General features: G+C 73.1%; 22 protein-coding genes and 1 pseudogene. 12 read left to right on the forward strand and 11 right to left on the reverse strand.

The window, feature by feature from the left end; genetic code table 11:
- Positions 1 to 16 precede the first annotated feature (16 nt).
- From ABD331_RS14120 to mtnB, 9 genes are all read left to right on the forward strand, one after another.
- Positions 17 to 841: an alpha/beta fold hydrolase gene (locus ABD331_RS14120; RefSeq protein ID WP_344474541.1), complete on the forward strand. Its 825-nt coding sequence runs from the start codon at positions 17 to 19 to the stop codon at positions 839 to 841.
- A gap of 251 nt (positions 842 to 1,092) precedes the next feature.
- Positions 1,093 to 2,118, forward strand: coding sequence for a BMP family ABC transporter substrate-binding protein (locus ABD331_RS14125; RefSeq protein ID WP_344474544.1), 1,026 nt, complete (start codon positions 1,093 to 1,095; stop codon positions 2,116 to 2,118).
- Entirely contained in the window at positions 2,115 to 3,848 is a 1,734-nt protein-coding gene (locus tag ABD331_RS14130; RefSeq protein ID WP_344474546.1) for an ABC transporter ATP-binding protein, read from the forward strand. Before ABD331_RS14125 ends, ABD331_RS14130 begins: the two co-directional genes overlap by 4 nt.
- Positions 3,845 to 4,900 (forward strand): ABC transporter permease, encoded by a 1,056-nt coding sequence (locus ABD331_RS14135; RefSeq protein WP_344474548.1) that lies wholly within the window; start codon positions 3,845 to 3,847, stop codon positions 4,898 to 4,900. Before ABD331_RS14130 ends, ABD331_RS14135 begins: the two co-directional genes overlap by 4 nt.
- The gene (locus tag ABD331_RS14140; protein WP_344474550.1) at positions 4,897 to 5,754 is read left to right on the forward strand and encodes an ABC transporter permease; all 858 of its coding nucleotides are present in this window, start codon (positions 4,897 to 4,899) and stop codon (positions 5,752 to 5,754) included. The genes ABD331_RS14135 and ABD331_RS14140 overlap by 4 nt, the downstream gene beginning before the upstream one ends.
- Positions 5,751 to 6,788, forward strand: coding sequence for a s-methyl-5-thioribose-1-phosphate isomerase (locus ABD331_RS14145; RefSeq protein ID WP_344474552.1), 1,038 nt, complete (start codon positions 5,751 to 5,753; stop codon positions 6,786 to 6,788). Before ABD331_RS14140 ends, ABD331_RS14145 begins: the two co-directional genes overlap by 4 nt.
- Entirely contained in the window at positions 6,785 to 7,732 is a 948-nt protein-coding gene (locus ABD331_RS14150) for a nucleoside hydrolase (RefSeq protein WP_344474554.1), read from the forward strand. Before ABD331_RS14145 ends, ABD331_RS14150 begins: the two co-directional genes overlap by 4 nt.
- Positions 7,729 to 8,394, forward strand: coding sequence for an acireductone synthase (gene mtnC, locus ABD331_RS14155; protein WP_344474556.1), 666 nt, complete (start codon positions 7,729 to 7,731; stop codon positions 8,392 to 8,394). Before ABD331_RS14150 ends, mtnC begins: the two co-directional genes overlap by 4 nt.
- Positions 8,391 to 9,023, forward strand: a complete 633-nt coding sequence (mtnB, locus tag ABD331_RS14160; protein ID WP_344474558.1) for a methylthioribulose 1-phosphate dehydratase — start codon at positions 8,391 to 8,393, stop codon at positions 9,021 to 9,023. Before mtnC ends, mtnB begins: the two co-directional genes overlap by 4 nt.
- A 23-nt stretch (positions 9,024 to 9,046) precedes the next feature.
- Here mtnB and ABD331_RS14165 read toward each other — a convergent pair whose 3' ends face one another.
- From ABD331_RS14165 to ABD331_RS14205, 9 genes are read right to left on the reverse strand one after another with little or no spacing between them, the layout of a single operon-like run.
- The gene (locus tag ABD331_RS14165) at positions 9,047 to 9,187 is read right to left on the reverse strand and encodes a hypothetical protein (protein ID WP_344474560.1); all 141 of its coding nucleotides are present in this window, start codon (positions 9,185 to 9,187) and stop codon (positions 9,047 to 9,049) included.
- Entirely contained in the window at positions 9,174 to 9,644 is a 471-nt protein-coding gene (locus ABD331_RS14170) for a hypothetical protein (protein WP_344474562.1), read from the reverse strand. Before ABD331_RS14170 ends, ABD331_RS14165 begins: the two co-directional genes overlap by 14 nt.
- The gene (locus ABD331_RS14175; protein WP_344474564.1) at positions 9,637 to 10,128 is read right to left on the reverse strand and encodes a WXG100-like domain-containing protein; all 492 of its coding nucleotides are present in this window, start codon (positions 10,126 to 10,128) and stop codon (positions 9,637 to 9,639) included. The genes ABD331_RS14170 and ABD331_RS14175 overlap by 8 nt, the downstream gene beginning before the upstream one ends.
- On the reverse strand, positions 10,119 to 10,439 hold the full coding sequence (locus tag ABD331_RS14180) for a hypothetical protein (RefSeq protein WP_344474566.1): 321 nt from the start codon (positions 10,437 to 10,439) through the stop codon (positions 10,119 to 10,121). Before ABD331_RS14180 ends, ABD331_RS14175 begins: the two co-directional genes overlap by 10 nt.
- Complete coding sequence (locus tag ABD331_RS14185) at positions 10,436 to 10,924, reverse strand: YbaB/EbfC family nucleoid-associated protein (protein WP_344474568.1); 489 nt, start codon at positions 10,922 to 10,924, stop codon at positions 10,436 to 10,438. Before ABD331_RS14185 ends, ABD331_RS14180 begins: the two co-directional genes overlap by 4 nt.
- Positions 10,921 to 12,096 carry an S-methyl-5-thioribose kinase gene (gene mtnK, locus ABD331_RS14190; RefSeq protein WP_344474570.1) on the reverse strand — a complete coding sequence of 392 codons (1,176 nt, stop codon included), beginning with the start codon at positions 12,094 to 12,096 and terminating at the stop codon, positions 10,921 to 10,923. The genes ABD331_RS14185 and mtnK overlap by 4 nt, the downstream gene beginning before the upstream one ends.
- Complete coding sequence (locus ABD331_RS14195; protein ID WP_344474573.1) at positions 12,093 to 13,118, reverse strand: ABC transporter permease; 1,026 nt, start codon at positions 13,116 to 13,118, stop codon at positions 12,093 to 12,095. Before ABD331_RS14195 ends, mtnK begins: the two co-directional genes overlap by 4 nt.
- On the reverse strand, positions 13,105 to 14,685 hold the full coding sequence (locus tag ABD331_RS14200) for a sugar ABC transporter ATP-binding protein (protein WP_344474575.1): 1,581 nt from the start codon (positions 14,683 to 14,685) through the stop codon (positions 13,105 to 13,107). The genes ABD331_RS14195 and ABD331_RS14200 overlap by 14 nt, the downstream gene beginning before the upstream one ends.
- The gene (locus ABD331_RS14205) at positions 14,682 to 15,767 is read right to left on the reverse strand and encodes a substrate-binding domain-containing protein (protein ID WP_344474577.1); all 1,086 of its coding nucleotides are present in this window, start codon (positions 15,765 to 15,767) and stop codon (positions 14,682 to 14,684) included. Before ABD331_RS14205 ends, ABD331_RS14200 begins: the two co-directional genes overlap by 4 nt.
- 50 nt (positions 15,768 to 15,817) lie before the next feature.
- Here ABD331_RS14205 and ABD331_RS14210 point away from each other — a divergent pair, with 50 nt between their 5' ends.
- Positions 15,818 to 16,408 (forward strand): 1,2-dihydroxy-3-keto-5-methylthiopentene dioxygenase, encoded by a 591-nt coding sequence (locus ABD331_RS14210; RefSeq protein WP_344474579.1) that lies wholly within the window; start codon positions 15,818 to 15,820, stop codon positions 16,406 to 16,408.
- A gap of 104 nt (positions 16,409 to 16,512) precedes the next feature.
- Here the strand turns inward: ABD331_RS14210 and ABD331_RS14215 are convergent, their stop codons facing one another.
- Positions 16,513 to 17,706, reverse strand: a complete 1,194-nt coding sequence (locus ABD331_RS14215; protein ID WP_344474581.1) for an acyl-CoA dehydrogenase family protein — start codon at positions 17,704 to 17,706, stop codon at positions 16,513 to 16,515.
- Positions 17,703 to 18,245: a DUF4242 domain-containing protein gene (locus ABD331_RS14220; RefSeq protein WP_344474583.1), complete on the reverse strand. Its 543-nt coding sequence runs from the start codon at positions 18,243 to 18,245 to the stop codon at positions 17,703 to 17,705. The genes ABD331_RS14215 and ABD331_RS14220 overlap by 4 nt, the downstream gene beginning before the upstream one ends.
- Positions 18,246 to 18,374: 129 nt before the next feature.
- Between ABD331_RS14220 and ABD331_RS14225 the strand changes: the two genes are divergently transcribed.
- A complete protein-coding gene (locus ABD331_RS14225; protein WP_344474585.1) occupies positions 18,375 to 18,941 on the forward strand; it encodes a TetR/AcrR family transcriptional regulator in 567 nt (188 codons plus the stop codon).
- A gap of 117 nt (positions 18,942 to 19,058) precedes the next feature.
- A pseudogene (locus ABD331_RS60920) lies at positions 19,059 to 19,532 on the forward strand (ATP-binding cassette domain-containing protein); the annotation flags it as partial.
- Positions 19,533 to 19,547 lie beyond the last annotated feature (15 nt).

The raw sequence follows: 19,547 nt of genomic DNA on the forward strand, positions 1-19,547 counted from the left end.
GAACGAAGGAGATCCTGTGCCGGAGAGCACGATCAAGGCAGGCTCGCTGACCTTCGATGCGCTGGTGGACGGCCCGCCGGACGGCGAGCTGGTCATCCTCCTCCACGGCTTCCCGGAGAGCTCCCGGCAGTGGACCGCGCACGTCGCCGAGCTCGCCGCGGCAGGCTGCCGCGCGGTGGCCTTCGACCAGCGCGGATACTCCCCTGGCGCACGGCCCGCGGAGGTGGCGGCGTACCGGATGCCGCACCTCGTTCAGGACGTGCTGGACGTCGCGGACGCGCTGGGCGCCGATCGTTTCCATCTGGCCGGGCACGACTGGGGCGGCTCCGTCGCCTGGTGCACCGCTTTCGCCCATCCCGCGCGGGTGGCGACGCTCACCTCGTTCTCCACGCCGCATCCGCGTGCCTTCGCCGACGCGGTGCGGGAAGGCGCGCAACCGGTGCCCGGCTACCATCGCACGTTCGCGCCGGAGGGCGCGGAGGCGATGCTGCGTGACAACCTCGCGTGGATCCGCGACTCGCTCGGATCGGCGATCCCCGCCGGCCACGCGCAGGAGTACCTGGCGCGGCTGAGCCGTCCCGAAGCTTTGAGAGCGGCGTTGAGCTGGTTCGCCGCCAAGGATCCCGCGGACGTGGCGATCGGTCCGGTGAGCGCGCCCAGCCTGTACGTGTGGAGCGACGGCGACCCGGTGGTGCGCCGCCGCACCGCGGAGCTGACGGCGAAGTGGGTGACCGGCCCCTACCAGTTCGTGGCGCTGGAGGGGGTCGGCCACTGGATCTCGGAGGAGGCGCCGGAGTCCACCGCGCTGCTGATGGCCGAGCACGTCCGGAGGTACGGATAGCGCGCTGTGATGCTCCTGGCCGCGAGCCGTGGCGATGCCTCCCAGATCGAGCAGCGACTCCTCGGGCCGGCCCAGCTCACCGAGGAGCCCGCCGACCGCGCGTTCGGCGCCGGCGTCGTCCCCGGAGAGGACGATCGTGCTCGGGGTTCTCCAGCGAGCCGGGCGCGGAACGCCTTCTCCCAGTGCGGCCGCCGGTTCCGCGCGGATGAATGCGACTTTTCCTACCTAATATGCATGTTATTCTCGCTCGCATGCGCACCATCCCTCCTGCGGTCGTCCTGGCCACCGCCGCCCTCACGCTGACCGCGTGCGGCGGGACCGGCCAGCCGGCCGGCTCCGCCCCCGCCGGCAAGTCGGTCATCCTCATCACCCCCAACCCGGTGGGGACCAACAGTTTCCTCCAGCTCAGCGTCAAGGGCGCGGAGGCGGCGGCCAAGGAGATCGGCGCCTCGTTCAAGCTGTACGAGAGCAAGGACCCGACCAGCATCGCCCAGAACCTCGACGCCGCCGTCAGGGCGAAGCCCACCGTGATCGTCGGGGTCAGCTTCTCGTTCGACGACCTGTTCGCCACCGTTCCCAAGCAGCAGCCCGGCCAGCAGTTCCTCCAGGTCGACTCCTGCGCCAAGGAGCAGGCGGCCAACCTGACCTGCGTGTCCTTCAAGGAGCACGAGGCCGCGTACCTGGCGGGCGTCGAGGCCGGGCTGCTGACCAAGAGCGGCAAGCTCGGCGTCGTGGCGGCGATCGACTCGCCGTTCGTGCACCGGTGGATCGACCCGTTCTTCGCCGGGGCCAAGTCCGTCAAGCCCGACACCGCCGGCACGCCGCTGTACGTCGGCGGCAGCAACCCGTTCAGCGACCCGGCGCGGGCCAAGTCGCAGGCCCAGACGCTCACCGGGCAGGGCGCCGACATCGTGGCCGCCGCCGCGTCGGCCGGGAACCAGGGTGTGTTCGAGGCCGTGGCCGCCGCCGAGGCGAAGTCGTTCGGCGTGGACGTCAACCAGTGCGCCCAGAGCCCCGGCAACGTCATCGACAACGTGCTCAAGCACGTGGACGTCGCCGAGAGCGCCGCCATCAAGGACATCGCGGCCGGGAAGACGGGCGGGGTCAAGGTGTACGGGCTGAAGGAGGGTGGCGTCGGGGTCAACGCGCTCGGTGACGATCTCGCCTCGTCCGGCTGCACGGTCGCTGGTGAGGCGGAGGTGGTGGCCAAGGTGAAGCAGGTTCGCGATGACATCGTGGCCGGTAGGGTCACCGTCACCGACCCGCTGGCCGGATGAGTGTGCCCGCCGTCGAGTTGGTCGGGATCACCAAGCGTTTCGGTGGTGTGCTCGCCAACGACGGCGTGGACCTGGCCGTGGAGCGAGGTGAGGTGCACGCCGTCGTGGGTGAGAACGGCGCCGGCAAGTCCACCCTCATGTCGATCCTGTACGGGCTGCACCGGCCCGACGCCGGGCACGTGCTGCGGTCCGGGGCACGGATGCGGCTGCGCTCCCCCGCCGACGCGATCGCCCACGGGCTCGGCATGGTTCATCAGCGCTTCCGGCTGTTTCCCGGGCTGAGCGTGGCCGAGAATGTGGTCATCGGCGCCGAACCGATGCGGCGCGGGATGCTCGACCGTGCCGCCGCCCGTCGTTCGGTCGCTGACCTGGCCGAGCGGTACGGGCTCGGTGTGGATCCCGGTGCCCGCGTCGGCGACCTGCCCGTGGGGACGCGTCAGCGGGTGGAGATTCTCAAGGCTCTGTACCGGCGGGCGGAAGTGCTGATCCTCGACGAGCCCACCGCTGTGCTCACTCCCGGTGAGGCGGCGGGGCTGTTCCGGATGGTGCGGGAGCTGGCTGGTGAAGGGGTTTCCGTGCTGCTGGTGACGCACAAGCTGAACGAGGTGCTGGCCGCTGGGGATCGGGTGACGGTGTTGAGGGGCGGACGGGTTACCGGGCGCTTCTCGACCGCGGGTACGTCGGCGGATGAGCTGGTACGGGCGATGATCGGGCGGTCGCTCGCCGCCGCTCCGCCCACAGTGACAGAGCCGTCCGCTGTGACAGAGCCGTCCACTGTGACAGAGCCGTCCACTGTGGCGAAGGCCGCCGGGGCGGAGGTGACCGGGGTCGAAGCGACCGCGACCCCGGTGCCGGTGCCCGGCGGTGTCGCTGTGGGGATGCCTGCTGACCCGTACCGGCTGGAAGTGCGTGACCTGCATGTACGCGACCGCGACGGCGTGACCACCGTCGCCGGGGTGTCGTTCGGGGTGCGTCCCGGTGAGATCGTCGGCATCGCGGGTGTCGCGGGGAGCGGGCAGCGCGACCTCGTGGACGCCGTGACTGGACTCCGCCGCCCGCACTCCGGCACGGTGCTCCTCGACGGACGGCCCGTGACTGGCTCCAGGGAGCGGCGCGTGGCTTACGTCCCCGGTGACCGGGCCGGGCGTGCCACCGCTCCTGAGCTGTCGCTGGCCGACAACCTGCTGATGGGAGATCAGCACGGCTTCCTCCTCGACCCGGGCGGGGTTCGCCGCCGGGCGACCTCGCTGGTTGAGCGGTTCTCGATCAGGGCGGCTTCCGTGCGGGTGCCGATCGCGCAGTTGTCCGGTGGGAACGCGCAGAAGGCGGTGCTGGCCAGGGAGCTGTCCAGGGACACGCCCGTGCTGGTGGTGGAGGAGCCCACGCAAGGGGTGGACGTGGGGGCCCAGGAGCAGATCCACGCCCTGCTCGCCGCCGCTCGCGATGGTGGGCGGGCGGTGTTGTTGCTGTCCAGTGAGCTGTCCGAGTTGCGGGTGCTCGCCGATCGGGTGCTGGTCATGTTCGAGGGCCGCGTGACCGCCGCCCTGCCGGTGGCGCAGGCCACGGACGAGCGGCTCGGCGCTGCGATGACCGGCGCCGCCATGACCGGTGCCGCCATGACCGGCGCGGCAACGACCAGCGCCGCAACCACCAGCGCCTCGACGACTGGCGCGGCAACGACCGGCGCGACGGTCGACGTTCGGGGACAGGCCGGGGAGAGCGCCGGATGACCTCCCTCAAGCCCGACGCGCGCGCCCGAGCCGTCGCCCGCCGTATCGTGACGGCCCCCGCCGTAGTCTCGCTGGCGGGCGCGCTGGTCCTGACCACCCTCGTCATGCTCGCCGTAGGCGTGGACCCGTCCCTCGCCTACCCCGCCCTCCTGCGCGGCGCCCTCCTGGACGGCAACCTCGAATACACCCTGGCCGCCTACGTCCCCACCCTCGGCATGGCCGTGGCGTTCGCGATCCCCCTCCGCGCGGGCGAGTTCAACCTGGGCGGTGACGGCCAACTGGCACTGGGCGGCATCACGGCCGCCGCATTGGCCCTGTTCACAGGGGGTGCGGGGTCGTTCGTCGTGCCGCTGGTGGGGGCGGTGGTGGCGGGCGGGTTGCTGGCCGGGCTGTCCGCGCCGCTGCACACGAGGCTGGGCATCCCCGCCATCGTCAGCACGCTGCTGTTGAGCGCGCCCGCGGTGTCGCTGGCCTCCTATCTGGCCCGGTTCCCGCTGGCCGAGCAGGGGACGGGGCTGGCGCAGACGCCGCTGCTGCCGGACGCGGCCCGGTTGCCGTCGCTCGGCGGGAGCACGTACCTGACGATCGGGCTGCCGCTGGTGGCCGTCCTGACGGTGCTGTGGTTGCTGGCCGACGCCCGTACGGTCCCCGGGTACGAGATCCGCGCCCTCGGCGCCAACCGGGAGTTCGCCCGGTACGGCGGCGTCCGGGTGAACCGGCTGGCCGCGCTGACCCTGGCGGCGGGCGGCGCGTTCGGCGGGCTGGTGGGCGGGCTGATCGTGCTGGGCGCCCCCTACCGGTTCGTGGACGGTGCGCTGACCGCGCCCGGTTACACGTTCACCGCGATCGCGGCGGTGCTGCTGGCGGCGGGACGTCCGCCGGCGGTGCCCGCGGCGATGGCGTTGCTGACGATTCTGCAGGCGGGGGGCCAGGGGATGGAGCGGGAGGCCGGGGTGCCGAGCCAGCTCACGCAGATCGTGCAGGGCCTGATCATCGTGATCGTCGCGGTGGCGGCGGTCGCGAAGGCCCGGTCATCTGGGAGGCGGGCGTGACCACGTTCCTCGCGGCGGTTCTGACCGCCACCGCGCCCGTGGTCCTGGCCGCACTGGGCGGCCTGCTCTGCTCGATCTCCGGCGTCTTCAACATGGCGCTGGAGGGCCAGCTCTTGTGGGCCGCGTTCACGGCGGTGCTGTTCAGCCACCTGACGGGCAGCGCCTGGCTCGGGGTGGCGGGCGCGGTCCTGTGCACCACCCTGTACGCCGCGCTGCTGTCGATCCCGGCGGTGACGTTCCGCGCGGACCCGGTCGTGGTGGCCGTCGGCACGAACCTGCTGGCGCTGGGGCTGACCGCGTTCCTGATGCGGCAGATCTTCGGCAGCGGCGGCACGTTCAGCTCCCCCGACCTCGCCGGGCTGCCGACGCTGGACCTACCTGTGGCGGGCTCGCAGTCGCCGCTGGTTCCGGTGGCGTTCCTGCTGGTGGCCGTCATGGCCTGGTGGCTCGGTCGTACCCGTTCGGGGCTGCGGTTGCGCGGCATCGGGCAGCACGCGGAGGCGGCCGAGTCGATCGGGCTGCGGGTGCCGCTCTACCGGCATGCGGCGGTGCTGGGCGCGGGCGCGCTGTGCGGGCTCGGCGGGGCGCAGCTCGCGCTGGGCAACGTGACGCTGTTCAGCGAGGGGATGAGCGCGGGGCGCGGGTGGGTGGCCGTGGTCGCGGTCATGCTCGCCGGTTCCCGGCCGTGGCTGGGCCTGGGGGCCTGCCTGCTGTTCGGGGCCGCGGAGGCGCTGGGGTTCCGGCTGCAGGGGCTGGGGCTGCCGCAGCAGGCCGCCGACGCAGCCCCGTACCTGATCACGCTGCTGGCCCTGGTCGTGGTGGCGGCGGCACGACGGAAGGAGGCACCGGTATGACCGGTCCTGTATTGGCAGATTCGGTGCGGTTCGCGGGGGACGTCGTGGAGATCCTCGATCGCCGCGTCTTTCCGTTCGAGGTGAGCTGGGTTCGCTGCGTGACCAGTGAGGACGTGGCGGTCGCGATCGAGCGGATGGTGACGCAGAGCTCCGGGCCGCTGTTCGCGGCGACGGCGGGGATGGTGCTGGGCGCGCGCGAGGCGAGGAACGAGCCGCCGGAGCGAGCGGCGGAGCGGCTGCGCGCCGTGGGGGCGCGGCTGGTCGCGACCCGGCCGACGAACAACCACATCAGGGACGCGGTGCACGCCGTCCTGTCGACGACGGTAGGCACCGGACAGTCCGGGAACAAGCCAGCGGTCGGCGGCGGGCTGGCCGGGAATGAGCTGGTGGCGGCGGTCGAGGCCGCGGCCCGCGCGCACGACGACGGTTATCGCGCCCGCAGCGCCGCGCTCGGCGAGCACGCCGCCTCGCTGCTCCCCGACGGCGCCCGCGTCCTCACGCACTGCTGGGCGGACGCCTACCTCATCGGCACCGTACGGGCGGCGCAGGCGGCGGGCAAACGGCTGGAGTTCGTCTGCACCGAGACCCGTCCGTACCTCCAGGGCGCCAGGCTGACGGCGGCCACCCTGGTCGAGATGGGCTACCGGCCGACGCTCATCACGGACGGCATGGTCGCCGCCGCGCTGTCGGACGGCCTGGCCGACGTGGCGCTGACCGCCGCGGACCGCGTGACGCTGGACGGCCATGTGATCAACAAGGTCGGCACGCTCGGCGTCGCGCTGGCGGCGAGCGCGTTCGGCGTGCCGTTCTACGCGCTGGTGGACGCGCCCGACCCGCAGGCGCCGACCGCCGCCGACGTGGTGATCGAGCGGCGCGACGGCGACGAGGTGCTGCACACGCTGGGCGTCCGCACCGCCGCCGACGGCGTGCGCGGCCACTACCCGGCCTTCGACGTGACCCCGCCCCATCTGGTGACCCGCATCGTGACAGAACGCGGCGTCCACCAGCCCGACCAAGTGAAGGAGAGCCTGTGAGACGCGTCGTGGTCGACACCGACACCGGCATCGACGACGCCCATACCCTGCTGTACCTGGCGGGCCGGCCCGACGCCGAGATCGTCGCGCTCACCTCGGTGTACGGCAACTGCACCGAGGAGGACGCCACCCGCAACCTCGGCTACGTCAACGGCCTGCTCGGCCTGGACGTGCCCGTGGCCAGGGGCGCGGCCGAGCCGTTGCGCGGCCCCGCGCACATCGCCGGGTACGTGCACGGCAAGGACGGCCTGGGCGACCTCGGCCGCGACCGGCCGCTGCCGTCGGTGACCGCAGAGTCCGGCCCGGAGCTGCTGGTACGGCTGGCGAACGAGCAGCCGGGCGAGCTGGACCTGCTGGCCCTGGGCCCGCTCACCAACCTGGCGCTGGCCCTGCGCCTGGATCCCGAGCTGTTCACCAAGTACCGCTCGGTCGTCCTGATGGGCGGTTCCGGCCCTTATGCCCCGCCGGGCACCCTGCTGATGATCGACGCCAACGTCAACAACGACCCGGAGGCGGCGCGGGCGGTGTTCGCGGCGCCGCGCCGCGAGCTGGTCATGGTGGGCGTGAACGTGACGGCGGGCACCATCCTGGACGAGCGGGCCATCGCCGCCCTGCGCGCCTCGCCGACGCCGGTGGCCCGGTTCGCGACCGAGATCCTGGACGCGTACCTGGACTTCTACCAGAACGAGTGGGGCCGCCGGATCATCCCGCTGCACGACCCGCTGGCCGCGGGCGTCCTGCTGGACCGCACGTTCGCGACCGCCTGGACGGACGGGCCGGTCAACGTGCGCGGCGACGGCTTCCTGTGGCGGGCCAGGCTGATGCGCACGCACGACGGGCTGCCGCCCGCCTTCCCGTACGATTCCGCGCCCGCCACCAGGGTGATCACCGCCGTGGACGCGCCCAGGTTCGTGGCCGACTTCGTGGAGGTGCTGACCCGATGACCACCATCGTGCTCGACATCGAGGGGACGACCAGCTCGACGGAGTCCGTGCACGTCGGCCTGTACGCCTACGCCCGGCCCCGGCTGGGCCCGTACCTCGAAGCCCACCGCGACGACCCCGAGGTGCGCGCGGTCCTGGCCGAGATCGGCGCGGACGGCGCCGCCGAGGCCGTCAAGGTGCTGCACGGGTGGATGGACGGCGACGTCAAGGCCACCCCGCTCAAGACGCTGCAGGGCCGGATCTGGGCGGAGGGCTTCGCGGCCGGCGAGCTGACCGCGCACTTCTTCGCCGACGTGCCGCCCGCGCTGCGCGCCTGGCACGCCGCGGGCCACCGGCTGGCGGTGTTCTCCTCCGGGTCGGTGTCCAGCCAGCGGCCGTGGTTCGGGCACGCCGCGGACGGGGACCTGTCGGTGCTGGTCTCCGGCTGGTTCGACACCGTCAACGCGGGGCCGAAGCGGGAGCCGGGCTCGTACGAGCGGATCGCCGCGACGCTCGGCGACCCGTCCGAGCTGCTGTTCCTGTCCGACGTCCCGGCCGAGCTGGACGCCGCCGCGGCGGCCGGCTGGCGCACCACCGGCGTGCGGCGGCCGGGCGAGCCGAACGCCGCCGTGCCCTTCGGCGGCCATCCCATCGTCACGACCTTCGAGGAGATCCACCCATGAGCAGCGTCGAGGTCGCACTGGCGGCCGAGCAGGTGCACGCCGCCGGCGGCCGGCTGGCGGTCGAGGCGGCCCGTTTCACCGGGTACGGCTGGATGCGCGGCACCTCGGGCAACATCTCGGAGGTGGTCTCCCGCCACCCGCTCCGGCTGGCCGTCACCGCCAGCGGCCTGGACAAGGGCGAGCTGCTGGCCACCGACGTGGCCGTGGTGGGCCCGCTCGGCGAGTCCGTCGCCGTGGAAGGGGTCGAGCCGCTCAGGCCGTCGGCCGAGGCCGGGCTGCACGCCCGGGTGGCGGCGCTGACCGGCGCGGACGCGGTCGTGCACGTGCACGCGCTGAACGCGGTCGTGGCCGGGCGCCGCTGGCCGGGCGGGGTGCTGCTGCGGGACGTGGAGACGCTCAAGGGCATCGGCCGCCTGGCCCACGACGACGAGGTCACCATCCCGGTGATCCGCAACAGCCAGGACATGGCGGAGCTGGGCGACTGGTTCGAGGGGGCCTACGACCCGCGCACGCCCGCCGTGATCGTCGCCGACCACGGCCTGTACGCCTGGGGCGCCGACCTCACGCACGCCCGGCACGTCACCGAGTGCGTGGAGTGGCTGCTGGCGTACGCGCTGGCCACGGCCTGACCCTTGCCCTTGGGGGGACGGGGCTACTCGTCCCCCTCCTCGTTCCGGCCGTCGCGCTCCTCGCGCAGCTCTTCCGCCAGGCCCTTCGCCCAGGCGAGCCGCTCCTCCTCCGGCAGGTCGAAGTAGCCTTCCGGCAGCGCGGCCTGGATCTTACGCCTCCTCAAGAAAGCCACCGGCGCCTCCCGTCCCGATGTAGTCGCGGGTCCTCACATCGTAGACGGCGATCTGGTCGGTCTCTCTGGCCAGCTTGATCGCCGTTTTCCTGCGGGGGATGTTCATGGACGGTTCGAGCCACACCTTTCCGTCCTCGATCCAGCAACCCAGGTAGATGTTCTTGCGGTTCTCGAAGACGTCCCTGTTGTCGCGGAGGTAGCGGTCGATGGCGCGGGCCGCGACGTCCGGGTCGTCCAGGATGCTCTCGGGGAACTGCGCGGTACGCCCGGTCGTGGCCACCATGTACCCCCTGGCCGGAGGGCGGCCGGTGGCCGGTGACCAGGAGAAGCCGCCGCTGCGCCGGGCGTCCCTGACCAGGCCGCCGAGCGGAACCGGCTTGGCGCCGCGGAAGAACCTGGCGGCCCGGCGGGCGATGAACCCGGCCGCGCCCGCGGGCGCCCTACGCAACCAGCACCCGCGACGCCTGGTTCATCGACAGGTTCAGCAGCGCGCCAGTGAGCTGCTTGAGCGCCGGGATCGCCAGCAGCGAGCCGCCCGACGTGGCCGGCGCCGCCGCGACCGCGAGCCGCATCCTGACCAGCAGCGTGACGAGCTGAACGAACAGCACGATCTTCAGCGCGAGCACCAGCGCGGCGCAGACCACCAGGCAGACGCCGACGACCTGCGCGCCGGTCACGCCTTCCGCGATGGCCGTGCGCGGCGCCTCGTCCCCCTTCCACGTGGTCAGTAACGCCTCCACGGCCTCCCCCGCGTTACCGCGGCGCACGGCGTCGGCGACGAGGTCGGCCTGCCCGGTGATGCCGGCGAGCCGGCCGCCGAACCCGGCCCAGGCGGTGGCCAGCCGGTGCAGCGACTCCTCGTCCACCTCCGGCCAGAGGTAGCCGAGCTCGTTGAGCAGGACGGACAGCGGCGACGGCAGGGTCAGGCCCATGCGGCGCCCGCCCTGATCGCGGCGGCGGTGTCCAGGTCGGTGCCGCGGTAGGTGGCCGCCATGGACGTGAGGCCCTCGCCGTAGCCGCCCAGCGCGGTGACCGCGTCGGCGATCGAGCCGGCCGCGATCTCCTGGATCGTCTGGTACGCAACGGCGATCATGGCGCTGATGTCGTCGTTCTGCGGGATCGTCCCGTCGGTGGAGACCGTGGCGAGCAGGTCGTCCAGGGCGGTGCGCACGTCCGAGGCGACGCCGCCGAGGTCCGTTCCCGCGTTGTGCAGCACGGTCGTGCGGACTTCGTATCCGATCATCGGTCGATGCGCCTTTCGAGTTGCCTGAGCAGGTCGGTGATGGTGTCGGCGAACAGGCCGAAACGGTCGGCGGAGAAGTGCTGGAGGTCGGCCAGCTCCGCCGACAGCGCGGCCAGGTCGGGGGCCGCCGCACCGGCTCGCGCGTCGCCGTCCGGGCCGGAGGCCGCCGATCCGGCTCGCGCTCGGGCAGCCGCGTCAGGGGCCGCCGATCCGGCCGCGCCTTCGATCGCCTCGTTCACGGTGCGTACGATCAGCGCGGCCAGTTCGGGCGACTCCAGCCGTCTGACGCGGGGGTTCAGGTCGAGCGAGCGCAGCCGTACGCCGTCGGGCGACAGGACGGCGGTCGCGCGGACCAGCCCGTCGCGTTCCTCGGCCGTGTGCTCGGCTGTGGCGGGGGCGGGCGGCGCGGTCCTGGCCGTGTCGACGGCGCGCCTGGCGGCCTCGATGAGACGGTCGAAGTCCCCCGCACCGAGAAGGCCGCTCATCGGCTTGCCTCCGCCAGCACCTGCCCCACCCGCTCGAACAGCGGTTTCGGCTCGCCTCGCGGCCCCGGCGCGGTCAGCAGCAGCCGGGCGGCGGCCAGCACGGCGCGGATGGCGCGCACGCGCAGGTCCTCGGGCAGGGACTCGATGTCGCTGACCGCGGAGAAGCCGATGACCCGCCGGGCCGCCTTGGCCGCCGCGAACGGCACCGCGTCGGCGTACACCTGCGCCAGGTAGGGGTCGAGGTCGATGATCCGGGTGTCGGCCCGGCCCGGCCACAACTGCGTGAACTCCCCGGCGAACCCCTGCCAGGTCTCCTCCGCCTGGGCCAGCACCCACGCGGCGTGCGCGTCGTCGCCCAGGACGACGGCGCGGGCGGCGGCCAGCACGTAGTTGCCCCACAGCGCCCCCACGTCGAAGCCGACCGGGCCGTAGAAGGCGAACTCGACGTCGAACGCGCGCGCGGAACCGTCGCGGACGAGCACCGACCCGGTGTGCAGGTCACCGTGGATCAGCGCCTCGGCGTGCGTCAGGAACGCGAGCTTGGCTGCGCCGATGGCGGCCCGCACGTCAGGGTCGTTCGCGTACGCGGCCACGTCCGCCACGTTGGCGGGCAGGATCCGGTTGTGCTCATGGGTGATGTACGGCTCGGTGAAGACCAGGTCCTCGGTGATCTCGCACAGCTCGGGGTTGGCGGCGGTGGCCAGCGCCGCCTTGTGCCCCTTCGCGCCGAGGCCGAACACCGAGGTGCCGAACGCGACCTTCGCCACGTACCGGCCGAGGTCGGCCGCCGCGCCCTCGTGGCGCAGACCCTCGTTGAGCGCGCCGCGCCACACCCGGTGGTCCGACAGGTCCTCGATGGCGATGACGTGCCGGTCGGGGTCGGCGTCGTAGATCTCCGGGACGAGGCCGGGCGCGACCCTGTTGTGCACGCGCAGCGCCCGGCCCTCGATGCCGTTGCGTTCGGGGGTGATGGGCCAGGTCGGATCCACGCGCACGTACGGGAGCGCCTGCTTGAGCACCAGCCCGCCGCGCTCGGCCTCGGCCACGAACACCAGGTTGAGGTTGCCGTCACCGACTTCGCGCACCTGCGACACCGCGCCGAAGCGGGCCAGCGCGGGACGCGCGGCGACGTAGCCGGCGACGGTGTCGACGGTGAGGAGCTCGTAGCTCACCTGATCCTCCTGAGCGTGTAACTGGTCACCAGCGCGCCGGCGAGCAGCGCGCCCTGGACGAAGGTCTGGGCGTAGTAGGGGGCGTTCAGCATGGTCAGCCCATTGATCACGACGCCGATGAACAGGGCGCCGACCACGGTTCCGAGCGCGTTGGGCCGGTTGGCGCCGAGCACCGCGAACCCGATCAGCGCCGCCGCCACGGACTGCAGCAGGTACGGGTCCCCCGCGCCCACGTCGCCACGGCCGAGCCTGGCCGACAGCAGGATCCCGGCCACGGCCGCGCACAGCCCCGACACGGCGTAGGCCAGCGCGCGGTAGCGGGCGACGCGGATGCCCGCCAGGCGGGCCGCCTCCGGGTTGCCGCCGATCGCGTACAGGGCCCGGCCCCAGCGGGTGTGGTTGAGCAGCACGTACACGAGGGCCGCGAGCAGCACGAACACCACGACGGGCACCGGGACCGAGGCGATGGTGCCGCCGCCCAGCCAGGCGAAGCCCTCGGTGTACCGTCCGGGGGCCGGCGCGCCGTCCACCGTCATGCCGGGGGCGACCGACTGGCCGCCCGTGACGATCAGCGCCAAGCCCTGGAACAGGAAGAGCGTCCCGAGCGTGGCGACCAGGTCGGGCACCTTGGCGACCACCGTCAGCAGCACGTTGACGGCGGCCACGAGCAGGCCGGTCAGCAGCCCGGCGACCACCGCCGTGGCGCCGGTGAGGTTGAACCTGACCATGGTCAGCGCGGTCACCATGACCACGGCGCCCACGCAGGCGCCCGCCGACAGGTCGAAGCCGCCGGTCGTCATGGAGACGGTGACGCCGAGCGCGACGACCCCGACCACGGCGACGGACTGCAGGACGATCAGGGCGTTCGGGAAGGTGGCGAAGGCGGGGCGGAGCAGGGCGAACACTACGAGCATGACGGCCAGCACGACCAGCAGCCCGTACCGGTAGGCGACGGCGGCGGCCCGCGAGGCGACCCGCCGGGAGGCGGGCTTCGCGGCGGGGGCCGCGTCAGTGACGGTCATGCGCTGCCTCCGTGGGAGCGGGCCCGCCCTCGTGCCGGGCGGAGGGGTTCGAGGGGGTGTCGGGCATGAGGGCGGGCCGGTCCGAGGAGGTGCCGGACATGAGGGCGGCCAGGCGTTCCGGGGTCGCCTCGCCGATCGGGAGCTCGCCGACGGCGGAGCCCTCGTACAGGACGAGAACGCGGTCGGCCAGGCCATGCAGCTCCTGCGGGTCGGAGGTGGCGACGACGACGGCCGACCGGGCGGCGCGCTCGCGTACGACGCGGCCGATGTCCGCGCGGGCGGCCACGTCCACACCACGGAACGGCTCGTCGAGCACCAGCAGCCGGGGATCGCCCGCCAGCCAGCGCCCGACCACGACCTTCTGCTGGTTCCCGCCGGACAGCGCCTCGATGGGCGCGTCAGGCCCGGGGGCGCGTACCCCGAACAGGTCGATGACGTGCCGCGCGGCGGCCGTCTCGGAGCGCCGCGCCATCAGGCCGGACGTGCTGTGCCTGCGCAGCCAGGGAAGGGTGACGTGCGCCCGCACGGACCAGCCGGGCACGATGGCCTGGGCCGCCCGCTCCTCGGGCGCGAACACCACCCCTCTGTCTATGGCGTCGCGCGGGTCCTTGGGCCGGTACGGCTTCCCGTCGAGCAGCAGCCGTCCCGAGACCAGGGGCCGGGCGCCGCCGAGTTGCTCAAGCAGCTCGCTCTTACCGGCTCCGACCAGCCCGGTCACGCCCAGCACCTCGCCCGCACGCACCCGCAGGGTGAACGACCGCCCCCGGGGAACGGCCCGCACCTCCTCAGCGACCAGCACCTCACGGCCCGGCGGCGAGCCTCCCACGGGTGAGGGGTTCGCGGCGGGCCGGGGGTGCGTTGCGCCGAGCATGGCCGTCACGATGGACTCGCGGGACAGCGGCGCCGTGAACGTCGCGACCAGCTCCCCGTCCCGCAGCACCACCACCCGATCGCACAGCTCCTCGATCTCCGACAGCCGATGCGACACGTAAAGCACCGAAACGCCCTGCGACGCCGCCTCCTTCACGCGGGCGGCGAGCGCCGCGCCCTCCACCTCCGACAGGGTCGAGGTCGGTTCGTCCAGGATCAGCAGCCGCGCCCGGCGGGCCAGCGCTCGGGCGATGACGATCTGCTGCCGGGCGCTGGCGGGCAGGCTCTCCACGGGAGCGTCCAGCGGCAGCCCGAGGCCGGGCGCGACCGCCGACGCGGCGGCGCGCACGCGGGCGCGGGTCAGGAACCAGCCGCGCCCGGCCAGCGAGTCCAGGGTCAGGTTGTCCGCCACGCTGGCGCCGGGGATCACGCCGTCGTCGATGTTCTGGTGCACGGTCTGCACCCCGGCGGCCTGCGCGTCGAGCGGTCCTGCGAAGGTCAGGGGTTGTCCTTCGTACGACAGCGTCCCCGACGTCGGGGCCGTGGCGCCGGAGAGGATCTTGATGAGGGTCGACTTGCCGGCCCCGTTCGTGCCGATGAGCCCCAGGATCTCCCCCGGCCGCAGCTCCAGCGTGATCGACGACAGCGCCCGGGTGGCCCCGTACACCTTGGAGACGGATGTGACCGCGAAGGTCACGACGCCGCCCAGGGCACGCGCGCCACGTCGGGCGTGGTGAGCGTCGGGAAGGCCCGCGTGAGCTGCTCGACGCTGGTGATCCCGGCGTCCCGCAGGCCCTTCTGGGTGATCAGCGACGGCGGGATGGTCAGCGCGCGGTCGACGTTCTCCCCTGCGACGAGGAGGGCGGCGGCGCGTACCGCGATGCGGCCGACGTTGGCGGGGTCGGTGGCCGAGGTGGCCACCCAGGGGCTGCCGGGCTCGGTCATGACGCCGATGTCGGCGGTGGAGATGTCCGCGCCGTAGATCTTGACCTTGTCCGCCAGCCCGAGCTCCTTGACGGCCAGCGCGGCGCCCTTGGCGAACTCGTCGTACGGCGCGAAGATCGCCTTGATCCCGGGGTTGGCCTGGAGCGCGGCCTTGGCCTGGTCGGCGACGGCCGAGGCGGTCGAGCTGTTGACCACGCCGATCTGCGCGACCTGCTTGATGCCGGGGTTGTCCTTCTTGAACTGCTCCCAGGTCTCGTTGCGGCGGTCCAGCGGGGCGAAGCCGGCGACGTAGACGTAGAGGACCTCGCCTGAGCCGCCGGTGTCCGTCTTCAGCGCGCCCAGCGCCTGTTCGGCGATCTGGTGGTCGTCCTGCGTCAGGGTCACGGCCTCCGGGGAGCCGGGGTCGACGTCGAACGCGACGAGCGGGATCTTGGCGGTCACCGCCTTCTTGACGGCGGGCTGCACGGTCTGGGCGAACCCGTGGTCCACGATGATCGCGTCGGACTTCGCCGTGACGGCCTGCTCCAGGTTGAGCGCCTGCTTGTCGTTGTTGCCGTCGCCACTGGAGACCTCGAGCCGCACGTTGAGCACCTTGGCCTCGGCCTGCGCGCCGGACAGCCACTGCTCGAAGTAGTCGCCCGACGAGAGCTGCCGTACCAGGGCGATCCGGACGTTCCCACCGGCGAACGTCGCGGGCGGGGAGACGGATGGGGCGGCGGACGCGGACGTGGAAGCGGAGGCCGCCGCCGGGGCGGAGGGCGTGGCGGGCGCGCCCTGCGAGCAGCCGGCCAGGGCGAGCAGGGCGACGACGCCCAGGAGTCGTGCGGGTTTCACACGGCGGACTATATCCCACAATTCATGCATGTATTGTAGGATTAATGGTCATGACGTACCTGACCGTGTACAGCGACCACGAACAGCCCGAAACCCTCCTGGAGACCGAGGACCCGGCGGAGATCGAGGCGGCACTCAAGGACATCGACGTCGTCCTGCGCCACTGGCAGGTCGTCGATGACCTTCCCCAGGACGCGGGCCAGGAGGAGATCCTGGCCGCCTACCGGGCGGAGATCGACCGCGTCATCGCCGAGGAGGGCTACACCTTCGTCGACGTCGCCAAGCTCCACCCCGACGGCGGCGCCGACTGGCCGGAGCGGGCCGCCGCCGCCCGGCAGAAGTTCCTCGCCGAGCACACCCACGACGACGACGAGGTCCGCTACTTCGTCTCCGGGTCCGGGATCTTCTACCTGCACGTGAACGGCAAGGTGCACGCGGTGCTGTGCGAGGCCGGGGACCTGCTGAGCGTGCCGAAGAACACCACGCACTGGTTCGACATGGGCACCGAGCCGGCCTTCACCGCCATCCGGTTCTTCCACGACGACGACGGCTGGATCGGCGACTTCACCGGCAGCCCGATCGCCGAGCGCATCCCGGACTTCGACACCATCGCGGCCACCCGCGCCACCAGAACGGGCTGAGGCCCAGCCGGCGGCTCCCCGCTCGGGATCACGGGCGTTCCGGTCGCCCCGGATGGCACGCCGCCCGGCCCCATGCCGACCGGCCGGGCCGGGGCGGGAGGCGGTCAGGTCGTCGCCTGTGACAGCTCCCACCGCAGTTGCGTCTCGCTCGGCGACTGCACGGGAAGGAACGCCGCCTCCCGCAGCCGCCGGTTGACCGCCGTCCCGGTGGCGTAACCGCGCCCGCCGCTCGCGGTGGCCTCCAGCCGGGTCGCCGCCAGGGTGAGCCGCGCGGCGTCGTACCGCAGCCGGGTGATCTCAAGGGGATCGGCGTCGGCGGGCGCGCGCTGCGCCCGCCGCGCCCGCTCGGCGAAGTCGTCCAGCCGCGCCGCCGACTCCTCCAGGTCGGGCAGCAGGACGGTGGCCTCGCCGCGGATGAGCTGACGGGCCTCGTCCAGGGACCGCCGGGCCAGCCCCAGGCAGAACGCGGTCTGCAGCAGCAGGAGCACCGGCCGGGCCCGCCGGACGAACCCGGCCAGGTCATCGGTGACGACGTGCCCGGCCTCCACGTGGACGCCGGTGAGCGTGATCGACGATGAGGCGGTCGCGTTGAGGGCGAGCAGCCGTTGCGGCGGGGCGACCGCGACGCCGGGATCGCCGACCCGGACGACCGCGACGATCCGCCCCGCACCGTCGCCGACGCGGGCGGGCAGCACGACCGTGGCCCCCGGCACCAGGTTGGAGGCCCATCTGATGGGCCCGTCCAGCCGGTAGCCGCCGCCGTCCGGTGTGGCGACGACCGGCACCTCACGCAGGCCGGCCAGCTCCTGCAAGGCGGCGGCCATCGCGGTGGAGCCGACCTCGGTGCCTGCGGCGAGCCCGGCCCGGACTGGTCCGAGAGGGTCGCCGCTCTCGCGCAGGTACTCGATCACCATCCGGTGCGCCCAGAGGGAGAAGGCCGAGCTCAGGCACTCGGCGGCGATCAGCTCGATCAGGGCGGCGGCCTCGGTGACGCCGGTGTCGCCGGGTGCGGCGTCCAGGCTGAGCAGGTTCCGCTGCCCGAGGTGCCGCAGCAGCTCCCGCGGGCCGCCACCGCCCGGATGCAGCGGGTCGCGTGGCCTGCCACCCCCCGGATGCAGCGGGTCGCGCGGCCTGCCACCGCCCGGATTCAGCGAGTCGCGCGGCCCGGCCTCGCCCGGTTGCGGTGGGTCGCCGGCGTCCGGTTGGGGTGCCTGGTCCACGGCCGCCGCCCGGCCGGAGACGTGGGCGAGGACCTCGGGCAGGTGCTGCCGCCAGTGGGGCGCCATGACCTCGGTCATCCCCGCTCCCCCTCCTGGTCGAGGGCGTAGAGCCGGCTGATCGGGGTGGACACGGCAGCGCGTGCCCGGCGCACCGCCGACTCGTCGGGCCCGGCGTACAGGCACAGGCATTTGCTGGTGTCCTCACGCACGTAGGTGCGCAGGAAGCTCACCTCGGGCACCTCCGCGTACAGCGGCGCCTTGGCCTTCTTGCGGGCGAGGTAGTCCTCCATCCCGATCTCGTCGGGGATGTCCCACTCCACCAGGTAGCCGACCGTCCGCTTGGCCGCCTTGACGTCGTCGAGGCCGGCCCCGACGAGCCGCACCTCGTCGGGGCCCGCGATCGCGGAGACGCCGGGCAGGGCCGCCGGGTCGAGCCGCAGACCGGCGCAGGAGGCGGCCTCGATGACGACGTAGACCGGGGACAGGCCCCTCGCCACCTGGGACTCGATCAGCTCGCCGCCGAGTGCGGCGGCCTGACGGGCGACCTCCGCGATGGCGGCCTCCACGGCGGGCCGGTCGCCGGTGGTCGTGGTCAGTTCGATCAGGTAGAGCGGCACAGGGCCTCCAGTCGTCGGTGCGCCTGCCCCGTGCGCCGACGGGGCGGATCTGACGTAAGACTGTAAAACAGATCTGTCTTATAGGGAACAGCGAGGGTGAGCCCGGCCGGCCCGGCGTACACTCCTGGGATGGCCTCACTCCGCCCCGCCGACCGCCTTCTCGACGCCGCCACCCGGCTGTTCACGCTGCACGGCATTCGCGCGGTGGGCATCGATCAGGTCATCGCCGCGGCCGGGGTCGCCAAGTCGAGCCTGTATCAGGCGTTCGGCTCCAAGGAGGCGCTCGTCGTGGCCTATCTCGAACGCCAGGACGCCGCCGACCGGGCCGCCTACCGGGCCGCGGTGACCGGCGTGCGAGGCGGGGTGGAGCGGGTGCTCACCTCGTTCGACCTGGCCATTTCCGGGGCGGCGCGGCGGTCGTACCGTGGCTGCCTGTATCTCAACGCGGCCACCGAGTTCCCCGAGGCGGACCATCCGGTGGCGGAGGCGGTCGAGGCGCACCGCGCGTGGGTGCGCGCCCGCTGGTCGGAGGCGCTCGGCGCTCCCGACCCCGAGCTGGTCGCGCGGATCCAGGTCCTGTACGACGGCGGGATCGCCGGGGTGAAGTGCGCGCGCTCGACGGCGCCGATCGTCCTGGCGCGCGCGATGGCGGCCGAGCTGCTGGCCGCTCACACTCCAGAGAACGCCTCTCGATAAAAACCTTCTTGTCTGGTAGGTTTTGCGGCCGAAGGTGGTTCCGGAGTATCCGCCTGTCCGTTCACCGTGCGCGCCAGACGACCGGCGCCGCTCACCGCTCCCCCGGGGGACAGCCGCATGCAGCAGAAGATCGCCGAACTGGCCGGCGTCAGCGTCCGCTACGGACGGCACGACGTGCTGTCCGGCATCGACCTGCGGATCGAGCGGGGAGAGTTCCTCGCCCTCGTGGGGCCGTCCGGAGCCGGGAAGTCGACCCTGTTGCGGGTGCTGTCCGGGCTCCAGGCGCCGACCTCGGGCACCGTCCACCGCCCGGAGGACGACGGCGGCGCGACCCGGTCGGTCTTCCAGTACCCGCACCTGCTGCCGTGGCGGACCGTCGCCCGCAACGTGCGGCTCGGCCTGGAGTACCGCGCCAACGGCGGGCGTCTGTTCGGCGGCAAGGAGGCCGCCGACCGGCGGGTGCGCGAGGTCCTGACCGAGCTGGGCATCGGCGAGCTGGCCGGCCGCTACCCCGCCCAGCTCTCCGGCGGCCAGGCCCAGCGGGTCGCGGTGGCCCGCGCGGTCGTCGCCGGGCCCTCGCTGCTGCTCCTCGACGAGCCCTTCGGC

Source organism: Nonomuraea monospora (assembly GCF_039531895.1).
Taxonomy (GTDB): Bacteria; Actinomycetota; Actinomycetes; order Streptosporangiales; family Streptosporangiaceae; genus Nonomuraea; species Nonomuraea monospora.

Bases quoted from the DNA above. Each gene is read 5' to 3' on its own strand.
- ABD331_RS14125 (WP_344474544.1), top strand. From the start codon at position 1,093: ATGCGCACCATCCCTCCTGCGGTCGTCCTGGCCACCGCCGCCCTCACG.
- ABD331_RS14130 (WP_344474546.1), top strand. From the start codon at position 2,115: ATGAGTGTGCCCGCCGTCGAGTTGGTCGGGATCACCAAGCGTTTCGGT.
- ABD331_RS14135 (WP_344474548.1), top strand. From the start codon at position 3,845: ATGACCTCCCTCAAGCCCGACGCGCGCGCCCGAGCCGTCGCCCGCCGT.
- ABD331_RS14145 (WP_344474552.1), top strand. From the start codon at position 5,751: ATGACCGGTCCTGTATTGGCAGATTCGGTGCGGTTCGCGGGGGACGTC.
- mtnC (WP_344474556.1), top strand. From the start codon at position 7,729: ATGACCACCATCGTGCTCGACATCGAGGGGACGACCAGCTCGACGGAG.
- mtnB (WP_344474558.1), top strand. From the start codon at position 8,391: ATGAGCAGCGTCGAGGTCGCACTGGCGGCCGAGCAGGTGCACGCCGCC.
- ABD331_RS14175 (WP_344474564.1), bottom strand. From the start codon at position 10,128: ATGGGCCTGACCCTGCCGTCGCCGCTGTCCGTCCTGCTCAACGAGCTC.
- ABD331_RS14180 (WP_344474566.1), bottom strand. From the start codon at position 10,439: ATGATCGGATACGAAGTCCGCACGACCGTGCTGCACAACGCGGGAACG.
- ABD331_RS14185 (WP_344474568.1), bottom strand. From the start codon at position 10,924: ATGAGCGGCCTTCTCGGTGCGGGGGACTTCGACCGTCTCATCGAGGCC.
- ABD331_RS14195 (WP_344474573.1), bottom strand. From the start codon at position 13,118: ATGACCGTCACTGACGCGGCCCCCGCCGCGAAGCCCGCCTCCCGGCGG.
- ABD331_RS14210 (WP_344474579.1), top strand. From the start codon at position 15,818: ATGACGTACCTGACCGTGTACAGCGACCACGAACAGCCCGAAACCCTC.
- ABD331_RS14215 (WP_344474581.1), bottom strand. From the start codon at position 17,706: ATGACCGAGGTCATGGCGCCCCACTGGCGGCAGCACCTGCCCGAGGTC.
- ABD331_RS14225 (WP_344474585.1), top strand. From the start codon at position 18,375: ATGGCCTCACTCCGCCCCGCCGACCGCCTTCTCGACGCCGCCACCCGG.